Source organism: Skermanella rosea, from assembly GCF_016806835.2.
GTDB lineage: Bacteria > Pseudomonadota > Alphaproteobacteria > Azospirillales > Azospirillaceae > Skermanella > Skermanella rosea.
Window position 1 is genome coordinate 2,192,740 of record NZ_CP086111.1, and the last position, 17,932, is coordinate 2,210,671.

Below are 17,932 nucleotides of genomic sequence, written 5' to 3' on the forward strand. Positions count from 1 at the left end.
CCGCCAGGATTGGCAAATCATGCCTTCAACTCAGCAGATCGCCGAGCAAGTCACCTTCCAGAGTTTCGCCAACTGCTACTGGCGGGAGATCGATGCCGGCAGATCGGCCCGGCATACCGTGCCGGACGGCTCGGCGGTCGATTGCGTCGAGTGGACCCTGACCTCCCAGCGGGCGGTCCTGCGCAGCGAGATCGTCACCCGGTCGCTGTGCGGGCCGAGCTGCTTCGGCAGGCTCTGGACCCGGTCCCTGGCGGACAGCGTGTGGCAGCAGGTCGAGCCGTTCTCCGCCCTGTGCTCGCTGGCACGGGAAAGCTACGGTCAGGTGCGGGCCGAAGGCGCAGCCGATCTCCGGGACAGCGAGCTGGAACTCCTGCTCCGGGTACTCCAGAGCTACCAGTCGGTGCGTTGCTATCTCGATGCGAACCGGGATTGCCCCGCCGCGGCGGACGATTTCATCGCCGCGGAGCAGTCGCTCGTGTTCGGCCACTGGCTTCACCCGACGCCCAAGAGCGTGCAGGGCATGACCCCCTGGCAGCAGCCGTGCTACGCTCCGGAACTGCACGGGCGGTTCCGGCTCCAGCTCTTCGCCGTCGCGGCGGACCATGTCAGCCACCGCTCCGCTTTCCGGCGAACCGCCCCGGAGATGATCGCCGATGCGCTGGGGACCGACGCCGGCCGGTTCGATCTTGCCGCAGGCGAGCAGATCATCCCCATGCATCCGCTCCAGGCGGAAGCGTTGCTGCTCGATCCTGCCGTCCAGGCCCTCCAGGCGCGGGGCGTGCTTCGGGCGCTGGGGCAGGGCGGGCCGTGCTTCACGGCCACCTCTTCGGTGCGTACGGTCTACAGCCCCGACAGCCCGTGGATGCTCAAATTCTCGCTGCCGGTCCGGATCACCAACTCCGTAAGGGTCAACCGGCGGCACGAGTTGGAAGCCGGCGTCATCATGGCGAAGCTGATCGGCTCCATCGGACCTTCGCTCGGGCAGCGTCTCCGCTTCCTGCTGGACCCTGCCTACATCACGCTGGAGGCGCCGGGCGGCGGCGAGAGCGGGTTCGAGGTGATCATCCGCGAGAACCCGTTCTCCGGCGGCCGGCAGAACGGGATCGTCGCCATCGCCGCCCTCGCCGCCGACCCTCTGCCGGGGCAGGTCTCGCGGCTGGAGCGGATGGTCCGGCGCGTCGCGGCGGCGCACGGCTGGCGGCCGAAGGAAGCGTGCCGCCACTGGTTCGGCCGGTATCTCGCCTGCGCACTGGAACCTCTCGTGAGGTTCTATGACGAGCACGGGATCGCCCTGGAAGCCCATCAGCAGAACGGCTTGCTGGACATCGGAGAGGGGCTGCCGAGCCGCTTCCACTACCGCGACAACCAGGGATTTTACCTGTGCAACTCGTACCGGGAGTCGCTGAGGCGGCATGCCCCGGAGGCCGACAACCTGCCGTCGCTCTATTACGACGAGGACGAGATCAACAGGCGCTTCTCCTACTATGCGATCGTCAACCAGGTCTTCTCGGTGATCGCCCGCATGGGCAAGGACGGCCTGATCGACGAGGAGGACCTGCTGCGCATCCTGCGCGGGCATCTGGAATTCCTGGCGCCGCAGATGAGGTGGGCCGGGCGGTCCTTCGTCGGCGGCCTGCTCGACAGCCCGACGATCGGTGCGAAGTTCAACCTCACCGCTCGGCTGCTCGATATCGACGAACTGCGGACGGCGAACGAGGCGGCGCTCTACGCGCACCTGCCCAACCCCCTGTGCGGGCTGGCGGTCGAGGACTCCGGAAGGGAACGCCATGCCCTTACCCCTTGACCTGCCCGGCCGGGCTGACGAGCGGGTCCTGAGGCAGCTCGTCGGCGCGCTGCTGTTCGAACGGGTGCTGGAGGCCCGGACGATCGAGGTGGACGGAAGCCCGGGCCTCGAATGGGAGTCGGGCGGCGTGCAGTTCCGGTGCAGCGGCTCCGCCGGACCGTTCGGGCGTTTGCGGATCGTCCCGGGATCGGTCCTGATGCGTGTGCCGGGCGGGCAGTGGGTGCCCGCCGACCCTCGCCCTCTGGTCGAAGGCTTGGCGACGCCCGCTGCGTACAAGGTGGCACTGCTGGCGGAACTGGACCGCACGGTGGCGCTGTGCCGGTGGAACGACGCCAACCTGCCCCGGACGCCGCGCCGCGGGATGCCCTTCGCGGACCTGGAAGGCGCGTTGGAGGAGGGCCATCCCTATCATCCCTGCTTCAAGGCCCGCCTCGGTTTCGACGAGGACGATCATGCCGCCTTCGGACCCGAGGCGGGGCGGAGCTTCAGGCTGGTCTGGCTGCTGGTCGAGCGCTCCCGCCTGCACCAGAACCTGGGCGGCGACGAGGAGGCGTTCTGGCGCGCCGAACTGGGCGGCAGGATCTGGGAAGAGCTCGAGGCGCGCCGGGCCGCCGCCGGCAGGAGTGCTGCCGACTACGGCTTCCTGCCCGTCCATCCCTGGCAATGGCGCGCTCTCCGCGACCGCGAACTGGCAGGCTGGTTGGCCGACGGGCGCGCGCACGTCCTGGGGCCACTCGGCGACCGCTATCGCGCCAGCCAGTCGGTCCGGACGCTGATGAATGTCGACGATCCCCGCAGGGCGGACGTGAAGCTGGCGATGAACATCGTCAACACGGCCTCGCGCCGGATCATCACGCCCCATTCGGTCTGCACCGGGCCGGCGATCTCCCGCTGGCTGACCGGCGTCGTGGAGTCCGACCCGTTCTTCGATCAGGTCTGCCCGTTCACCCTGCGGACGGAATATGCCGGCATCATCGCCGACCGGGACGGGCCGCTCGCCGGGCAGCTGGCCGTGCTCTGGCGGCGCAGCGTCGCCGAAACCCTGGGTGCGGGAGAGGCGGCGGTTCCCTTCAACATGCTGATGGTCGTGGAAAGCGACGGCGAACCCTTCATCTCGGAATGGGTCGGGAAGTTCGGCCTGCTTCCCTGGCTGGACCGGCTTTTCGAGACCGCGATCCTGCCGGTCTGGCATCTCCTGGTCTGCCACGGCATCGCGGTCGAGGCGCACGGCCAGAACATGGTCCTGGTCCACCGGGACGGCTGGCCGCAGCGGCTGATCCTGCGCGACTTCCACGAGAGCGTGGAGTACGTCCCCGACTTCCTGAAGGACCGGGAGAGCGTGCCGGACTTCGCCGCTCTGGATCCGGTCTACCGCGACGCTCCCCCCGACCGGTACTACTGGTCGGATCGGGTGGACGCCCTGCGGGAACTGGTGATGGACACCTTGTTCATCTACAACCTGACCGAAGTATCCCATCTCCTGAACCTTCATTACGGCCTGCCCGAACCGGTGTTCTGGCGGAAGGCCCATGACTGCCTCGAGCGCTACGCCCGGCGGCAGGGCCTGGAGGAACGCCATCGGCGGATAGGGCACGCGGCGCGGGAAATACTCACCGAGTCCCTGATGAGAGGAAAACTGCTCAATGCAACGGAAGAACTTCACCATCCGGTCCCGAACGTCTTCGCGGATTTCCGGGGCTGAAGGGACAGGGACCCTTCCGGACGATCGAGGTGCCGCATGATCCGGATCGACGACATGGTCCACGGCCGCACGGAGATCGAGGACCGGGCGGCGCGGTTCGCGGATCAGGCGGGCCTTTCCGGCCGCCCCGGCGTCCGGTTCGCCGCATGCTTCAGCGAAACGATCGACTGGCTGGCCCTCTTCTTCGCCGTCCGGGCCGCCGGCGGCAGCCTGTTGCCGCTCCATCCCAGCACCCCGCCCGTGGCGGCGCGGCGCATGGCGCGGGAAGGGGGCTGCCGCTTCCTGTTCCTCGACGGCATGACGCCCGAGGAGATCGCGCCCGAGGCGGTGGCCGGGGATACCGGCCAGCTGGTGCAGATGAGTTCGGGCACCACGGGCGCTCCGAAATACATCGCCCGGAACTGGGCCGACATTGACCGGGAGATCGAGAGCTATGTCGGCCATTTCCGCGAGCCGGAGGGCATGACCCCGGTGATCGCCTGCCCGACCACCCATTCCTACGGGCTGATCTGCGGGCTGCTGGTCGGGCTTCGGCGGGGAGCGGAGCCGCTGATCCTGAATACCGGGAACCCGAAATACATATTGAAGAAACTGGCCGAGTTGGAACGGCCGCTGCTCTACTCGTCCCCGGTGATCCTCCAGGCGCTGGCGAAGCTGCTTCCGGAGGGAGGGAAGATCCACGCCGCCATGACCTCCGGATCCTTGCTGCCCGACCCCTGGTTCGCGCGGATCCGCCTCAAGACCCGGCACCTGTACCAGCAGTACGGCTGCTCCGAGGCCGGCTGCATCGCCGTCAATCCCGACATGACCTCATCGAACGACATGGGCCTGCCGCTCCCGCATCATCGGCTGCGGACCGGCACCGGCCCGGACGCTCCGGAGGAGATCGTCGTCGAGGGTCCCGACGGGGAGATCCGCACCCGCGACCTGGGCTACCGGAGGCCGGACGGCATGCTGGTCTTCATCTCCCGGCTGGACGACACGATCAACGTCTCGGGCCTGAACGTCTATCCCAAGGATGTCGAGGACGTGGTGATGGCGCTGCCCGGCGTCACGGACGCGGTCGCCTTCCGGAAGGCGGATCCCTTCGCCGGCGAGCGGGTCGGCCTGGTCTTCAGCGCCACCGGGCCGGTGTCCCACCAATCCATCCGCGCCTGGTGCCGGGAGCATCTGGCGGCCCACCAGCAGCCGACCGAGATCTTCCAGGCCGACGCCCTGCCGCGCATGGCGAACGGCAAAATCAGCCGGCGCCAGGTGGCGGAGTCCTACGCGGGGGCCGGCCGATGAGACGGGAAGAAGTCGTCGAGGCCATTCGCACCGTCCTGCGGGACCACCTCCAGAACCAGCACCTGCATCTGTTCGGCCCTTCGGCCCGGCTGAACGAGGACCTCTACATCGACTCCATCCTCATGATGGAAATCTTCCTCCAGTTGGAACTGTCGTTCGACCTCTCCGTGCCGGATCATGTCATGACCTCGCGGGAACTGGCGACCGTCGCGGATCTGGCGGGCCTGTTCGCGGAGGAGGAAGCCGCTCCGCCGGCCGCGCCGGAACCCCCGCCGGGAAGCGTCCACGGCGAGGAGTATGTCGATATCAAGGTGCATTGCTTCGTCAGTTCCGTGTGCGACGCCCTGAAGCGCACGCCGGGCATCGACCACCGGCCGTTCTACTTCGGTGTCTGGGACGCCGATTTCGCGATCGGCGACGGCACGCCGGGCAAGGAGTGGACGCTGCTCTACCACGCCCCATCCGTCAGCCACGACTTCTTCCGCCACTGGTTCCGGCGCCTCTACGGGCCGGAGGTCCGGGAATGGTACGACAGGAACCGGAGCAAGTCCGAGAACCTGACTACCCTGTTGGACCTCGTCGAGACCAGGTCCGACACGCTGAGCGTCATGGCGATGGTGGATCTCCATCACCTGCCCGAACGCGAGAACAAGTTCAACCAGAACCCGTTTCCCCATTATCTCATGCTGGAGAAGTCGGCCGATCCGGAGGTCTTCTTCGTCTCGGACCCCGATTTCCGCTGGGAAGGCGAGATCGCGAAAGAGAAGATCGTCCATGCCTTCTGCCAGCCGACGGTCGGCGGCGGGTTCGCGTTCGACCGGAGGGAGATCCAGGCTCCGGCGGCCGAGGACCTGAAAGCCTACTTCGAAGCCTGTTTCCAGCCCGACGCCAATCCGCTGACCGCCGCGGTCCGCCGGATCGTGGCGACGCACCTCGCGGGAAAGGACGGCCGGAAGCCGAGGGACCTCGGGGCGGCGCTGCGGGAACTGCCGGTCATCTCGATCCGGAAATACGCCTACGAGCACGGGTTCGCGTTCTTCTGGCGCGCCCTCGGCCTGCCCGACGAGACGTTCCTGGTCCATTGCGACAGGATCGAGGAGCTGATCCAGGGTTTCAAGGCGCTGCACTACGCCGTCCTGCGGCTTGCCGAGACCGGCGACACCGGCCTCGCCGCCGACATGTTCGAGCGGCTGGACCGGCTGGACCGGCTCGAATTCGCCGTCAAGGCGGCACTCGGTGCCGTCTTCCGGTCCTGGTGCGAGGCGAACCGACTTTCCGACGATCGACGCCGGCGCGACGCCGAGGTGGCCTGATGAAGATCTCGCTCTGCACCATCACGTTCCGCCATCACCTGCTGTCGCTGGAGGACCTGGCGGTCTGGGCGCGGGCCAACGGCTTCGAGGGCATCGAGCTGTGGGGCGCCCACGCCCGGAACATGGCGCACGATCCCGGGCGGAACGCCGCCTGGCTGGCCGGGTTCGGCCTGTCCGTCCCGATGCTGAGCGACTACCTGCCGCTCGACGGGGACACGGGCGACCTGATGCGCAAGACGGCAGATCTCTGCCGCCTGGCGCAGCGCTGGCGGGCGGGTAAGATCCGCACCTTCGCCGGCGGCACCGGAAGCCGGGAGACGCCGACGGCCCGGCGGGCTTTCATCGCCGACCGGCTGCGCATGATATGCGACTACGCCGCCGCCCACGGCCTGTCGCTCCTGGTCGAGACCCATCCCGGGACGCTGGCGGACAGTCTGGCGGCGACGCGCGCCCTGATCCGGGCGGTGGACCATCCCGCCTTGGGGATCAATTTCGACGTGCTGCACGTGTGGGAGGGCGGCGACGACCCGATCGAGGCCCGCCGGGAGCTGCGCCCCCATATCGGCCATTACCACCTGAAGAATATCCGCTCGCGGGCGGACCTGACGGTGTTCGAGCCCGCCAACGTCTATGCCGCGGCGGGGCGGCGCGACGGGATGGTGCCGCTGTTCGACGGCATGATCGATTACCGCGCCTTCCTGGCCGAGATTTCCGGCGATCCCGACGCCGAAGCCTCGCTCGAATGGTTCGGCAACGATTGCCACGAGACCCTGCGCCGGGACCGTCTCGCCATCGGCGGCGAGCGGGACCGGCACCGGAGGCCGGACGCATCGCCCGCCGCGCGCCGGCCGGCCCCGCCGGACCGTTTCGCCGGGGTCGCGGCCGGGGAGGGCCGGCCTTAGCGGTCGATCTCGCCGAACACGATGTCGATGGAGCCGATGATCGCCACGGCGTCGGCCAGCATGTGCCCCTTGGCCATGGCGTCGATCGCCTGGAGATGGGCGAAGCCGGTTCCGCGGATCTTGCAGCGGTAGGGCTTGTAGGTCCCGTCCGCGATCAGGAACACGCCGAACTCGCCCTTGGGCGATTCCGTCGCCGTGTAGGTTTCCCCGGGCGGGACGTGGAAGCCCTCCGTGTAGAGCTTGAAGTGGTGGATAAGCGCCTCCATGGAGCGCTTCATCTCGCCCCGGCGCGGCGGGGACACCTTGTGGTCCTGGACCCGCACCGGCCCGTCCGGCAGTTGCTCCAGGCATTGACGGATGATTCGGTTGCTCTGCCGCATCTCGTCCATGCGCACCAGGTAGCGGGCGTAGCAGTCCCCGGTGAGCCCGACCGGAACGTCGAAGTCCATCTTGTCGTAGACGTCGTAGGGCTCGGCCTTGCGCAGATCCCATGGAACGCCGGAGGCGCGGAGGCAGGGACCCGTGAAGCCCCAGTCGAGCGCCTCGGCCTCGCTGACGATGCCGATGTCCACCGTCCGCTGCTTGAAGATCCTGTTCTCGGTCAGCAGGTTCTCCAGGTCGTCGACGAACTTCGGGAACTGCTCGGTATAGGCCCAGATGTCGTCGGCCAGGCCCGCCGGCAGGTCCAGGTTGACGCCGCCCGGGCGGAAATAGTTGGCGTGGAGCCGGGCGCCGGATACCCGCTCGTAGAACCCCATCAGTTCCTCGCGCTGCTCGAAACCCCAGAGCGACGGGGTGATGGCGCCGACGTCGAGCGCGTAGGTGGTGATGTTCAGCAGGTGGTTCAGGATGCGGGTGATCTCCGCGTACATCACCCGGATGTACTGGGCCCGCGGCGGTGCCTGGATGCGCAGCAGCTTCTCGATGGCGAGCACGTAGGTGTGCTCCATGCACATCGGGGAGACATAGTCGAGCCGGTCGAAATAGGGGATGGACTGGAGATAGGTCTTGTACTCCATGAACTTCTCGGTCCCGCGGTGGAGCAGGCCGATATGCGGGTCGCAGCGCTCGACGACCTCGCCGTCCATTTCCATGATGAGGCGCAGGACGCCGTGGGCCGCCGGATGCTGCGGCCCGAAATTCATGGTGTAGGTCTTGATCTTGCCGGGCTCGGCGGCGTTGGTCGCTGTCTGGACGGCCATCACTTGTTGCTCCCCGGCTGGTCCTGCCCCGTCGGCGCCTCGGCTTTCTCGTCCCCGGCCAGCATGACGTTGGTCATGCCCTCCCAGGGGCTGAGGAAGTCGAAGGTCCGGAAGTCCTGCTGGAGCTTCACGGGTTCGTAGACCACCCGTTTCTGTTCGTCGTCGTAGCGCATCTCGACGTAGCCGGTCAGGGGGAAGTCCTTCCGCATGGGATGCCCCTCGAAGCCGTAGTCGGTCAGGATGCGGCGCAGGTCCGGATGGTCGGAGAAGAACACCCCGAACAGGTCCCAGATCTCCCGCTCGAACCAGTTGGCGACGGTATAGACGCCGGTGATCGAAGGGACCGCCGAGTCCTCGTCGGTGCTCAGCTTGATCCTGATCCGCTGGTTATGGCGCAGGCTGAGCAGGTTGTAGACCACGTCGAACCGCTCTTCGCGCTGGGGATAGTCGGCGGCGGTGATGTCCATCATCTGCTGGAACTGGCACATGGCGTCGTCGCGCAGGAACGTCATGACCTTGACGGTGTCCCTCCGCTCGATCCGGAGGACCAGTTCGTTCAGCAGAACCTCCGCCGACCGGACTGCGCCGGGCAGGCTTGTCCGGATGTGGTCTCCGAGCTTCTGAAGCGCTTCCGTATTCATCGCAAGTGTCCTTTCCCGCCGCCGGCTCCGGTCGAGCCGACGCGGGCCACAAACAGTCCGTCGGGAGAATTGTCCCGGGGACTCGTGGGTAGACACCCTTCGGACAGGGGCGGCTATTCTTCCGCCAGGGGGAGTCCGCGCGGTGAACGGACGCCGCCGATCCAGGTGTCCAGGACGCGCAGTCCGGCATCGAGCAGGACGAGGTCCGCCCGGTACCCCGCCTCCAGCCGGCCCAGGAGGTCCCGCATGCCCAGGAACGTCGCGGGATAGAGCGACGCCATGCGCAGGCTTTCCTCCAGCGGCAGGCCGAGGAGATCGACGCAGTTCCTGACGGCCGAGGCCATGTCGATGTCGGCACCGGCGAGCGTGCCGCCTTCGGTCTCCAGCCTTCCGCCCCGGCGGAGGATGCGCCGGCCGTACAACTCGAACCCGTCCGCGTCGGTCCCGACCGGGGGCATGGCGTCGGTCACCAGGAACAGCCCGGCCGGTCCCTTGGCGGCCAGCGCCATGCGCAGGGTGGCCGGATCGACATGGATGCCGTCCGCGATGATGCCGCACCAGGTGCCGTTCCGTTCCAGCGCCGCGACGGCCACGCCCGGCTCCCGGCCGGCGATGGGCGGCATGGCGTTGAACAGGTGGGTGAAGCCGGTCAGCCCGTGCCGGACGGCGTCCAGCGTGCGGCCGTGACTTGCGATCGTGTGTCCGGCCGAGACCACGACGCCGGCCCCGGCCAGCCGGGCGACGGTCCGGTCCTCGACCTCCTCCGGGGCCAGGGTGACCAGCACCCGGCCGTGGGGCATCCGCTCCGGCAAGGCGCAGAGGAAATCCAGGTCGGCGCCGTCGGGGTGCCGGATGTGTCGGGGATCGTGGACGCCCGGCTTGTGCGGACTGATGAACGGCCCTTCGAAATGGATGCCGAGGATGCCGCTCCCCGGCCGGCGCATCGCGGCGATCACGGCCTCGGCGGCGGGCGCCATCCGGGAGCGGTCGTCGGTGATCAGGGTCGGCAGAAGCCCGGTGCAGCCGAACCGGCGCAGGGCTGCGGCCATCCGGAGGACGGTCTCCTCGCCGGGATCGCCGTTGAACAGCACGCCGCCGGCTCCGTTGGCCTGCACGTCGATGAAGCCCGGGGCAAGCAGGCTGCCGGCCGGCAGCCGGACGGTCGCGGGACCGGCGGGAACGTCCGCCTCCGCCACCAGGCCGGCGATCACCCCGCCGTCCAGCGCGATCGCCTGGCCCTCGATGATGGCGTCGCCGGTGAACAACCGGGACCCGGCCAGAAACTGTACCAAAGAAAGCGCCCCCCGTATCCGGACCGATGATCGCACCTATAACACCCGGCGCCTCAGGCGGCATCGTGGAAGATGATGCCGAGGGTGTGGCGCTCCCCGGAGCGGACCCGGCTGACGCCGTGCCGGAGGGCGACCCGGTACCAGCCGCGGCTGCTCCGGACGGGCCGCTGGTTGACCGCGAAGACGACGCCGTCGCCTTGCCCGAGCGGCACCACCTCCGCCCGCGACTGCATGCGGGGGCGCTGTTCCGTCAGGACGAACTCGCCGCCGGTGAAGTCGCGGCCGGGTTCGGAGAGCAAGAAGGCGACCTGCAGCGGGAACACGTGCTCCCCGTACAGGTCCTGGTGCAGGCAGTTGTAGTCGCCCTCGCCGTATCTCAGGAGCAGCGGCGTCGGCCTGCCCTGGCCGGCGGCGTGGCAGCGCTCCAGGAACTCGGCATGGTCGGCGGGGAACCTGATGCCGATCCCCAGCGCCTCGTTCCAGCGGTTGGCGATCCCGGCCAGCCGGGGATAAAGCGCGTTCCGCAGCCCGGCGACCGGGTCGGGCAGGGGATAGGCGAAATACTTGTACTCGCCCCGGCCGAAGCCGTGCCGCGCCATGACGACACGGCTTCGGAACGGCTCGTCGCGGCCGTAGAGCGCCGCGACCGCGGCGCACTGCTCGGGCGTCAGGACGGACCCCACGGCGGCGCAGCCATAGGCGTCGAGGTCCGTCCCGATCCGGGTCCAGTCCAGGTGATCCAGGTTCACGATGCGGTTCCTCCCCGGTGATGCCGTCGCCATCGATGACAAAACCGGGAAGGGAGCGCCACCCGGAACTTGCGGGCCTACTCCGCCGCGAGGGCCGCCGGCTGGGTCGGCAGGCGCCGGGCGACGCCCTCCGCGTAGGCCGGGTCGGCCTTCTCGAAATGGGCGAGCTGGCGCCGTTGGATCGCCGCCGGGGCCTGGCCGAGCGAGCCGGCGATGTTGTCCATCAGCCGCTCCCGGGCATCCGCGTCCATCAGGCGGAACAGGTCGCCGGCCTGGGTATAGTCGTCGTTGCCGGCGCGGTGGTCGTAGCGCGCGGCGTCGCCCCGGAGCGCCAGCGGCGGCTCGGCGCGGCGGGCGTCGTCGTCCGGCCCGCCGAAGCTGTTGGGCTGGTAGTTCGGCGTGCCGCCGCCGTTGCCGTCGAACCGCATGGCGCCGTCCCGCTGGTAGTTGCTCACCGGGGCGGAATGGGGCCGGTTGACCGGCAGCAGGCCGTAGTTGCCGCCCAGCCGGTAGCGGTGGGCGTCGGCATAGGCGAACAGCCGGCCCTGGAGCATCCTGTCCGGGCTGAAGCCGATGCCGGGGACCACGTTGGCCGGGCTGAAGGCGGCCTGCTCTACCTCGGCGAAGTAGTTCTCCGGGTTGCGGTTCAGCTCCAGCCGGCCGATCTCGATCAGCGGATAGTCGCCGTGGCGCCAGACCTTGGTCAGGTCGAACGGGTCGAAGGCGTAGGCGTCGGCCTCGGCTTCCGGCATGATCTGGACATAGACCCGCCAGCTCGGGAAGTCGCCGTCCAGGATGGAGCCGAACAGGTCGCGGGTCGCGTGGTCCGGATCGACGCCGGCCATCCTGACCGCCTGGTCGGCGGTGAAGTTCTCGATCCCCTGGTCGGTCTTGAAGTGGTACTTGACCCAGAAGCGCTCGCCCGCCTCGTTGATCCAGGAGAAGGTGTGGCTGCCGAAGCCGTCCATGTGGCGGTAGCCGCGGGGCGTGCCGCGGTCGCTGAACAGGATGGTCAGCTGGTGCATCGTCTCCGGCGAGAGGGAGAAGAAGTCCCAGACCATGGTCGGGCTCTTCAGGTTGGTCAGCGGGTCGCGTTTCTGCGTGTGGATGAAGTCGGGGAACTTCAGCGGATCGCGGATGAAGAAGACCGGCGTGTTGTTGCCGACCAGGTCGTAGTTGCCTTCCTCGGTATAGAACTTCAGCGCGAAGCCGCGGGGGTCGCGCTCGGCGTCGGCCGAACCCTTCTCGCCGCCGACGGTGGAGAAGCGCAGGAACACCTCCGTCTCCTTGCCGATGCGGTTCAGGAACGCGGCCGTGGTCCAGGCCGACACGTCGCGCGTCACCCGGAAGGTGCCGTAGGCGCCGGCGCCCTTGGCATGGACGACGCGCTCGGGGATCCGCTCCCGGTTGAAGTGGGCCAGCTTCTCGATCAGGTGGAAGTCCTGGATCAGCACCGGGCCGCGCGGGCCGGCGGTCAGGGAATTCTGGTTGTCGCCGACGGGAATGCCGAACGTGGTGGTGAGCGTGCTCATGGACTCGACTCCTCCGGGATGGGGATGGGCAAGGCTGGATTGAAGCCGGGCTGGATCGGAGGCGGTCAGCGGATCGATCGGGCGATGTGGCGGCGATAGCGGTGGACCTTCAGCAGAAGGTCGTCCGGCAGGTCGCCTTGCACATGCACGCCGCCGCCCCGGACCTCGAGGCGCCCGCCGCGACGGGTGACCTCGTCGATCAGCAGGCGAAGGCTTTTCCGAATTCCGTTCATCGATCGTCGTCTCCTTGTGGCTTCACGATGCCCCGCCCGGCGTGATAAGACCAATCGATGGTTTGGATTGTATCGATAAGCAGAGCCTATCGCCGGGGGCGCCGCCCGTGAGCTTCGCCGGCCTGTCCCTGCGCGACCTGGAGTACCTGGTCGCGGTCGCCGACCTGCGCCATTTCGGGCAGGCGGCGCAGCAGTGCGGCGTCAGCCAGCCGGCGCTGAGCGGCCAGATCCGCAAGCTGGAGGACCTGCTGGGCACGCCCGTGTTCGAGCGCGCCGGCCGGAAGGTGTTGCTGACGGCGCGCGGCGACGCCCTGGTCGCCCAGGCCCGCCGCGTCCTGGAGGAGGCGCAGCGGCTGGTCGAGCTGGCGCGCGACCTGAACGAGCCGCTGAGCGGGCGGCTCGGCCTCAGCGCCATCCAGACGCTGGGGCCGTACCTCTTCCCCCATGTGCTGCGGCCCCTGCGGGAATGCTTCCCCCGGCTCGACCTGATCCTGGGGGAGGGCAGGACCGGGGAGCTTCTGGCGGGCCTGCGCGCCGGGCGGATCGACGCCGTACTGGTGGCCCTGCCGGTGCGGGAGCGCGGCGTGACGGTGGAGCCGCTGTTCTTCGAGCCCTTCCTGCTGGCCCATCCCGCCGGCCACCGGCTGGGTTCCGGCGCGGCGGTGACGGCCGCCGATCTGCCGGCGGACGACCTGATGCTGCTGGAGGAGGGGCATTGCCTGCGCGACCAGGCGCTGGCCGTGTGCGGCGCCGGCGGTTCCCCGGGCGGCCGGGCGCGCCACGCCACCAGCCTGGAAACCCTGCGCCACATGGTCGCCGCCGGGGCCGGTTACACCCTGATGCCGGCGCTCGCCGCCGGGGAGGACGATACGCTGGGTGGCTTGGTCGCCTACCGTCCCTTCGTCCCCGATCCGCCCGGCCGCACCATCGCGCTGGCTTGGCGGAGCAGCGATCCGCGCGCGGCGCAGTTCCACCGGCTGGCCGACTGCCTGGCGGATGCCGCCCTCAACGCCCGCCCGCCGCGTCCCCCGGGGTTGACGGCGCCGCAGCGATAGCCGGGACAGGAGTCGGGTGGAGATGGGTCGGGTGGAGGTGCTCGATCCGGAAGCCGAAGCGGTCGGCCAGGGCGTCGGCGACGCGCTGGCGGTGGCAGACCGCGGGGTCGGCCTCGAAGCAGAGCAGGGCGCTGGGACGCGCCTGCGCGACGTCGGCGGCGCGCAGCAGGTCGAACTCGGCCTCCGGCGTCGCCATGCGCTCGTCCACGATCCTCCAGAACAGCTCGTGGTCGCCGCGCCGGGCGGCAAGCCTGCCCTCCTTCGGCGTGCCCAGCCCCTTGAGGTGGAGATACTCGATTCCGGCCGCTTCGAGCGAGGCGCGCAGCGTGCTCTTGGAGAATCCGGCGCGCCGCGACAGGGGCAGGTCGCGCACGTCGATCAGCACCTTGACGCCGGCCTGCCCCAAGGCCGCCAGCAGGGCGTCCGACGAGGCCTGCTCGTAGCCGACCGTCCAGATGGTTGGCCCGGTGGTTGGCGCTGCGGCCATGGGTTTCCTCCCGTTCGACTTTGCGGTGATCCCGTCCCGGCCGATCCTGTACAGTCGGGAGAGGCTGGGCAAGGAGGTTACGATGGATCTTCTGGAAACACTCGTCGTCGCGCGCACCGGGGACATCGGCGGGTTCGCGGTCCGCCGGGCGCTGCCGTCGGTCAAGCGGCGCATGGTCGGCCCGTTCGTCTTCCTCGACCAGATGGGGCCGGCGGAGTTCATCATCGGCCACGGCCTGGACGTCAGGCCGCACCCGCATATCGGGCTGGCGACCGTCACCTACCTGTTCGAGGGCGAGATCCTGCACCGCGACAGCCTGGGCACGATCCAGCCGATCCGGCCCGGCGCGGTGAACTGGATGACGGCGGGCAGGGGCATCTCCCACTCCGAGCGCACGGCGCCTGAGCTGCGGGCGCGGGGCTTCAGCCTGTTCGGCATCCAGTCCTGGGTCGCCCTTCCCGCCCATGCGGAGGAGACCGATCCCGCCTTCGTCCACCATCCCGTCGACGACCTGCCGGTGATCGAGGGCGAAGGCAAGCGCGTGCGGGTGATCGCCGGGGCGATGTACGGCGCCGCCTCGCCGGTCGCGACGCTGACCGAGACCTTCTACGCCGACGCGGCGCTGGACGCCGGGGCGAGCATCCCGCTGCCGGCCGACCAGGAGGAACGGGCCGTCTATGTGGTCCAGGGACGTATCGACATCGCGGGCGACCGGTTCGAGCCCGGTCAGCTCCTGGTCTTCCGCCCCGGCGACGCGATCACCGTCACCGCGCTGGAACCGGCGCGGCTGATGCTGCTGGGCGGGGCGGCCATGGACGGGCCGCGTCATATCTGGTGGAACTTCGTCTCCAGCTCGAAGGACCGCATCGAGCAGGCCAAGGCCGACTGGAAGGCCGGGCGCTTCGGCGCGGTGCCGGACGACGCGGAGTTCATTCCGCTGCCGGAGCGGTGACCCGCGCGCCGGCGGCAGAGGCGGTCCGGAAGGGCGCTTTCTGGAAAGGCGGCACCGGGACGGACAGGGAGGTGGAGCCGAACAGGGCCGCCGTCTTGGGGGAGGTCACTATCGGGAGGGCCGAAAGGTCACTATTCCGCGTCGCGGCGGGCCGGGAGGGCTTTGCCGGCGCGGGGTGACGGGCCGCGGGCCTGTCCGGGGCGGCCTGGGCGGGTTCGTCGTCCGGATCGCAGTCCAGGCTCTCCAGGTCGGCGTCGGGGTGCGGCCGGTCGCCGAGGAAGTGGTGCGGGATGCGCCTGTCCTGGACCACGCCGCGCAGCTTCAGCCACAGCTCGACGGCGCGCAGGCTCAGCCCGAGGCTCTTGCGCTCCAGGGCCTCGTCCATGATCGTCCGGACCAGGGCGGCCGCCTCCTCCAGGTCGGCCTGATGGCCGGCGCGGCGGTCGGCTCGGAGCTGGGCCACGCGGACCTGGATCTCCGGCAGGCCCATCAGGACGGCGCCGCGCTGTTTGGCACCCTTGGGCGAGTACCCCGCCCGGCGCGCCGCCTCCGCCGCGCCGACGTTGCAGGCCATGGCTTGGCAGAAGGCTTCCTGGCGGGGCGTCAGCACGATCACGGGCGGGGCGGAGGCGGCTTGTGGCTGTGTCTGGGGCTGGTGGTCGAGCATGGCTGGGGCGCCTTGGCCGTATGAGAACAATTCATGAACATTAGCGTGAATTAGAGTCAGGTTCAAGTTATCCGGAGGGTGCGCGTCCCGCGCACCGCGGGCGGCGGGACGCCGCCCCTCCGCGAGGCTCCCGCTGAGGTGGCGCTGAACCCCCTCACCCCGACCCTCTCCCCCAAAGGGGGCTAGTCTATCAACAGATCTTTTGCCGGAGAGCTACGCCCTCGCACATTGTTGCGAAACGGGCGTAGCCTCTGGCAAAAGTGATGGGTCCAGCCGGCTTGGATTTGGGATAGCCGTCCCAGCCGCCCAAACGGGCGATAAACCATGCGGCCCAAGCCAGCGTGTCGGGCGGATGTGGGTTTTTGCGGGCGGCGGTGCGGCCTTCCAGACGTGGTTGTAGGGCGATCAGGACGCTGACCTGCTGTGCGGAGAAAGTGTCGTCGATCGGGCGAACCAGGACGCCGTCGCGAACGCCGAGCAGTTGCAGGATGTGCGTGGCGGCGACCAGGGCGACGAAAGCCAGCCGCTGAAGGGCGTCGGCGCTTTCGACCTGGCTCGACTCGATATCCAGCCCCTGCGTCTTGAGAGTACGGAAAAGCTGCTCGATGGTCCAGCGCCGCCGGTACCAAAGCACGATTTCCAAGGCTTTTGCGGTGTCCTCGACCTGATGTGTCGTCAGCAGCCGCCAATGTACCGGGTCTTCTCCGGCGGGGGCGTCCACTTCGCGAACATCGACCATTCGAAGGGCGAGCGCCGGTGCGGCGCCGGGGTGTGTCCCGTTCCTGGGCCGTTTCACCGCGACCGCGCCGTAGCGCAGTTCCAGGGTCGCCGTGCGGGCCGAGCGCTTGCCGGGGCGTTCGGGAAGGTCCAGCGTGAAGCGCTCCGCCACCGCCAGCGCGTCGCTCCAGGCGTATAAGTAGCCGCCTCCGGCCAGCGCCCTGTCGCGGCAGGCCCGCGTCAGAAGATCGAAACCCGTTTCCGGCAGCCGCTCCCATTCCTCGTAGATGTCGCTTTCGCGGTCGGCGACGACCGTGACGTGCCGGGCCGTATCGAGATAGTGCTTGGCTGTCTGCGCGCCCTCCAGCCAGCGCATCGATTCCTTGCTCTCGATCGGCAGAGCCCGACGGTGCTTGGCCGCGGTTTCATGACGGGCGTAGACCTGCGCTCCGACAAGTCCCAGACAAGCTCCGCTTTCGGCCTCGACCGCCAGCACCGGATGGACGAACAGCCCGGCGTCCCGGCCATTGCCCACGGTGCCCAGGCCCCGCGTTCGTCCGGCATGGGCCTGATAGTTCAATTCGCTGGTGTCCTGGATGGCCAGAACATGCAGGCCGACGACGCGCGCCCGCATCTGCTCGCCGATCGTGCATTCCATTTCCACCAGTCTTACCTTGGCATTGTTCAGCCAACGCCCGAAGCGAGCCTCTTCGATCCGGTCGTTCGACAAACGCCGAATGCGGACGGTCGAGCGCTCGACCATCCTTTGCAGCAGTTGCCGCCCCCTTTTTTCAGCCGTTCATCGTTGAAACGGCCGACGATATCAACCTGAATGTCCATTCGTGACGCCCTCCGCCTGAGAACGTCACGAACAGAATCACATCCCCGCCAAACTACGCAACTACAGCGACAAACCCGAGTCAACCTGCCGCACCTAAAAAGATCTGTTGATAGATTAGCCCAAAGGGGGCGAGGGGGCGCTGTATGGAAAGCGGTCGCCGCGAGCAAAGCTCCCTCGCCCCCTTGGGGGCTAGTCTATCAACAGATCTTTTGCCGGAGAGCTACGCCCTCGCACATTGTTGCGAAACGGGCGTAGCCTCTGGCAAAAGTGATGGGTCCAGCCGGCTTGGATTTGGGATAGCCGTCCCAGCCGCCCAAACGGGCGATAAACCATGCGGCCCAAGCCAGCGTGTCGGGCGGATGTGGGTTTTTGCGGGCGGCGGTGCGGCCTTCCAGACGTGGTTGTAGGGCGATCAGGACGCTGACCTGCTGTGCGGAGAAAGTGTCGTCGATCGGGCGAACCAGGACGCCGTCGCGAACGCCGAGCAGTTGCAGGATGTGCGTGGCGGCGACCAGGGCGACGAAAGCCAGCCGCTGAAGGGCGTCGGCGCTTTCGA

The 17,932-nt window shown here is 68.6% G+C and carries 16 protein-coding genes; 7 read left to right on the forward strand and 9 right to left on the reverse strand.

Features of this window, described 5'->3' with window-relative positions; genetic code table 11:
• The first annotated feature begins 19 nt into the window (after nt 1-19).
• From JL101_RS10015 to JL101_RS10035, 5 genes are read left to right on the forward strand one after another with little or no spacing between them, the layout of a single operon-like run.
• The gene (locus JL101_RS10015; RefSeq protein ID WP_203104240.1) at nt 20-1,804 is read left to right on the forward strand and encodes an IucA/IucC family protein; all 1,785 of its coding nucleotides are present in this window, start codon (nt 20-22) and stop codon (nt 1,802-1,804) included.
• A complete protein-coding gene (locus tag JL101_RS10020; protein ID WP_203104237.1) occupies nt 1,788-3,506 on the forward strand; it encodes an IucA/IucC family protein in 1,719 nt (572 codons plus the stop codon). Before JL101_RS10015 ends, JL101_RS10020 begins: the two co-directional genes overlap by 17 nt.
• Before the next feature lie 36 nt (nt 3,507-3,542).
• Nucleotides 3,543-4,793 (forward strand): AMP-binding protein, encoded by a 1,251-nt coding sequence (locus JL101_RS10025; protein WP_203104235.1) that lies wholly within the window; start codon nt 3,543-3,545, stop codon nt 4,791-4,793.
• On the forward strand, nt 4,790-6,106 hold the full coding sequence (locus tag JL101_RS10030; protein ID WP_203104233.1) for a DUF6005 family protein: 1,317 nt from the start codon (nt 4,790-4,792) through the stop codon (nt 6,104-6,106). Before JL101_RS10025 ends, JL101_RS10030 begins: the two co-directional genes overlap by 4 nt.
• Nucleotides 6,106-7,008, forward strand: coding sequence for a sugar phosphate isomerase/epimerase family protein (locus tag JL101_RS10035; RefSeq protein ID WP_203104231.1), 903 nt, complete (start codon nt 6,106-6,108; stop codon nt 7,006-7,008). The genes JL101_RS10030 and JL101_RS10035 overlap by 1 nt, the downstream gene beginning before the upstream one ends.
• On the opposite strand, the gene JL101_RS10040 is transcribed toward JL101_RS10035, so the two are convergent.
• The 6 genes from JL101_RS10040 to JL101_RS10065 all read right to left on the reverse strand — a co-directional run bounded on the left by JL101_RS10040 (nt 7,005) and on the right by JL101_RS10065 (nt 12,657).
• Nucleotides 7,005-8,210, reverse strand: coding sequence for an NADH-quinone oxidoreductase subunit D (locus JL101_RS10040; protein WP_203104228.1), 1,206 nt, complete (start codon nt 8,208-8,210; stop codon nt 7,005-7,007). The two genes, JL101_RS10035 and JL101_RS10040, sit on opposite strands and share 4 nt — an antisense overlap.
• The gene (locus JL101_RS10045; protein WP_203104226.1) at nt 8,210-8,851 is read right to left on the reverse strand and encodes an NADH-quinone oxidoreductase subunit C; all 642 of its coding nucleotides are present in this window, start codon (nt 8,849-8,851) and stop codon (nt 8,210-8,212) included. The genes JL101_RS10040 and JL101_RS10045 overlap by 1 nt, the downstream gene beginning before the upstream one ends.
• A 113-nt stretch (nt 8,852-8,964) precedes the next feature.
• Nucleotides 8,965-10,143, reverse strand: coding sequence for an N-acetylglucosamine-6-phosphate deacetylase (nagA, locus tag JL101_RS10050; RefSeq protein ID WP_203104223.1), 1,179 nt, complete (start codon nt 10,141-10,143; stop codon nt 8,965-8,967).
• A gap of 53 nt (nt 10,144-10,196) precedes the next feature.
• A complete protein-coding gene (locus JL101_RS10055; RefSeq protein WP_323374721.1) occupies nt 10,197-10,892 on the reverse strand; it encodes a 2OG-Fe(II) oxygenase in 696 nt (231 codons plus the stop codon).
• Between the two features lie 77 nt (nt 10,893-10,969).
• Complete coding sequence (locus tag JL101_RS10060; RefSeq protein ID WP_203104218.1) at nt 10,970-12,424, reverse strand: catalase; 1,455 nt, start codon at nt 12,422-12,424, stop codon at nt 10,970-10,972.
• Nucleotides 12,425-12,489: 65 nt separating this feature from the next.
• On the reverse strand, nt 12,490-12,657 hold the full coding sequence (locus tag JL101_RS10065) for a hypothetical protein (RefSeq protein ID WP_203104216.1): 168 nt from the start codon (nt 12,655-12,657) through the stop codon (nt 12,490-12,492).
• Between the two features lie 107 nt (nt 12,658-12,764).
• Between JL101_RS10065 and JL101_RS10070 the strand changes: the two genes are divergently transcribed.
• Nucleotides 12,765-13,712: a LysR substrate-binding domain-containing protein gene (locus JL101_RS10070; protein WP_203104214.1), complete on the forward strand. Its 948-nt coding sequence runs from the start codon at nt 12,765-12,767 to the stop codon at nt 13,710-13,712.
• Here the strand turns inward: JL101_RS10070 and JL101_RS10075 are convergent.
• Nucleotides 13,663-14,199: a DUF488 domain-containing protein gene (locus tag JL101_RS10075; protein ID WP_203104212.1), complete on the reverse strand. Its 537-nt coding sequence runs from the start codon at nt 14,197-14,199 to the stop codon at nt 13,663-13,665. The two genes, JL101_RS10070 and JL101_RS10075, sit on opposite strands and share 50 nt — an antisense overlap.
• 82 nt (nt 14,200-14,281) lie before the next feature.
• Between JL101_RS10075 and JL101_RS10080 the strand changes: the two genes are divergently transcribed.
• Nucleotides 14,282-15,151 (forward strand): pirin family protein, encoded by an 870-nt coding sequence (locus JL101_RS10080; RefSeq protein ID WP_203104210.1) that lies wholly within the window; start codon nt 14,282-14,284, stop codon nt 15,149-15,151.
• On the opposite strand, the gene JL101_RS10085 is transcribed toward JL101_RS10080, so the two are convergent.
• A complete protein-coding gene (locus tag JL101_RS10085; protein ID WP_203104208.1) occupies nt 15,129-15,818 on the reverse strand; it encodes a terminase small subunit in 690 nt (229 codons plus the stop codon). The genes JL101_RS10080 and JL101_RS10085 overlap by 23 nt on opposite strands.
• Nucleotides 15,819-16,008: 190 nt before the next feature.
• A complete protein-coding gene (locus JL101_RS10090; protein WP_228434914.1) occupies nt 16,009-17,298 on the reverse strand; it encodes an IS4 family transposase in 1,290 nt (429 codons plus the stop codon).
• Between the last annotated feature and the right edge of the window lie 634 nt (nt 17,299-17,932).

Coding starts and splice junctions, on each gene's coding strand:
- JL101_RS10015 (WP_203104240.1), top strand. CDS start 20: ATGCCTTCAACTCAGCAGATCGCCGAGCAAGTCACCTTCCAGAGTTTC.
- JL101_RS10020 (WP_203104237.1), top strand. CDS start 1,788: ATGCCCTTACCCCTTGACCTGCCCGGCCGGGCTGACGAGCGGGTCCTG.
- JL101_RS10025 (WP_203104235.1), top strand. CDS start 3,543: ATGATCCGGATCGACGACATGGTCCACGGCCGCACGGAGATCGAGGAC.
- JL101_RS10030 (WP_203104233.1), top strand. CDS start 4,790: ATGAGACGGGAAGAAGTCGTCGAGGCCATTCGCACCGTCCTGCGGGAC.
- JL101_RS10035 (WP_203104231.1), top strand. CDS start 6,106: ATGAAGATCTCGCTCTGCACCATCACGTTCCGCCATCACCTGCTGTCG.
- JL101_RS10040 (WP_203104228.1), bottom strand. CDS start 8,210: ATGGCCGTCCAGACAGCGACCAACGCCGCCGAGCCCGGCAAGATCAAG.
- JL101_RS10045 (WP_203104226.1), bottom strand. CDS start 8,851: ATGAATACGGAAGCGCTTCAGAAGCTCGGAGACCACATCCGGACAAGC.
- JL101_RS10060 (WP_203104218.1), bottom strand. CDS start 12,424: ATGAGCACGCTCACCACCACGTTCGGCATTCCCGTCGGCGACAACCAG.
- JL101_RS10065 (WP_203104216.1), bottom strand. CDS start 12,657: ATGAACGGAATTCGGAAAAGCCTTCGCCTGCTGATCGACGAGGTCACC.
- JL101_RS10075 (WP_203104212.1), bottom strand. CDS start 14,199: ATGGCCGCAGCGCCAACCACCGGGCCAACCATCTGGACGGTCGGCTAC.
- JL101_RS10080 (WP_203104210.1), top strand. CDS start 14,282: ATGGATCTTCTGGAAACACTCGTCGTCGCGCGCACCGGGGACATCGGC.
- JL101_RS10085 (WP_203104208.1), bottom strand. CDS start 15,818: ATGCTCGACCACCAGCCCCAGACACAGCCACAAGCCGCCTCCGCCCCG.
- JL101_RS10090 (WP_228434914.1), bottom strand. CDS start 17,298: ATGGTCGAGCGCTCGACCGTCCGCATTCGGCGTTTGTCGAACGACCGG.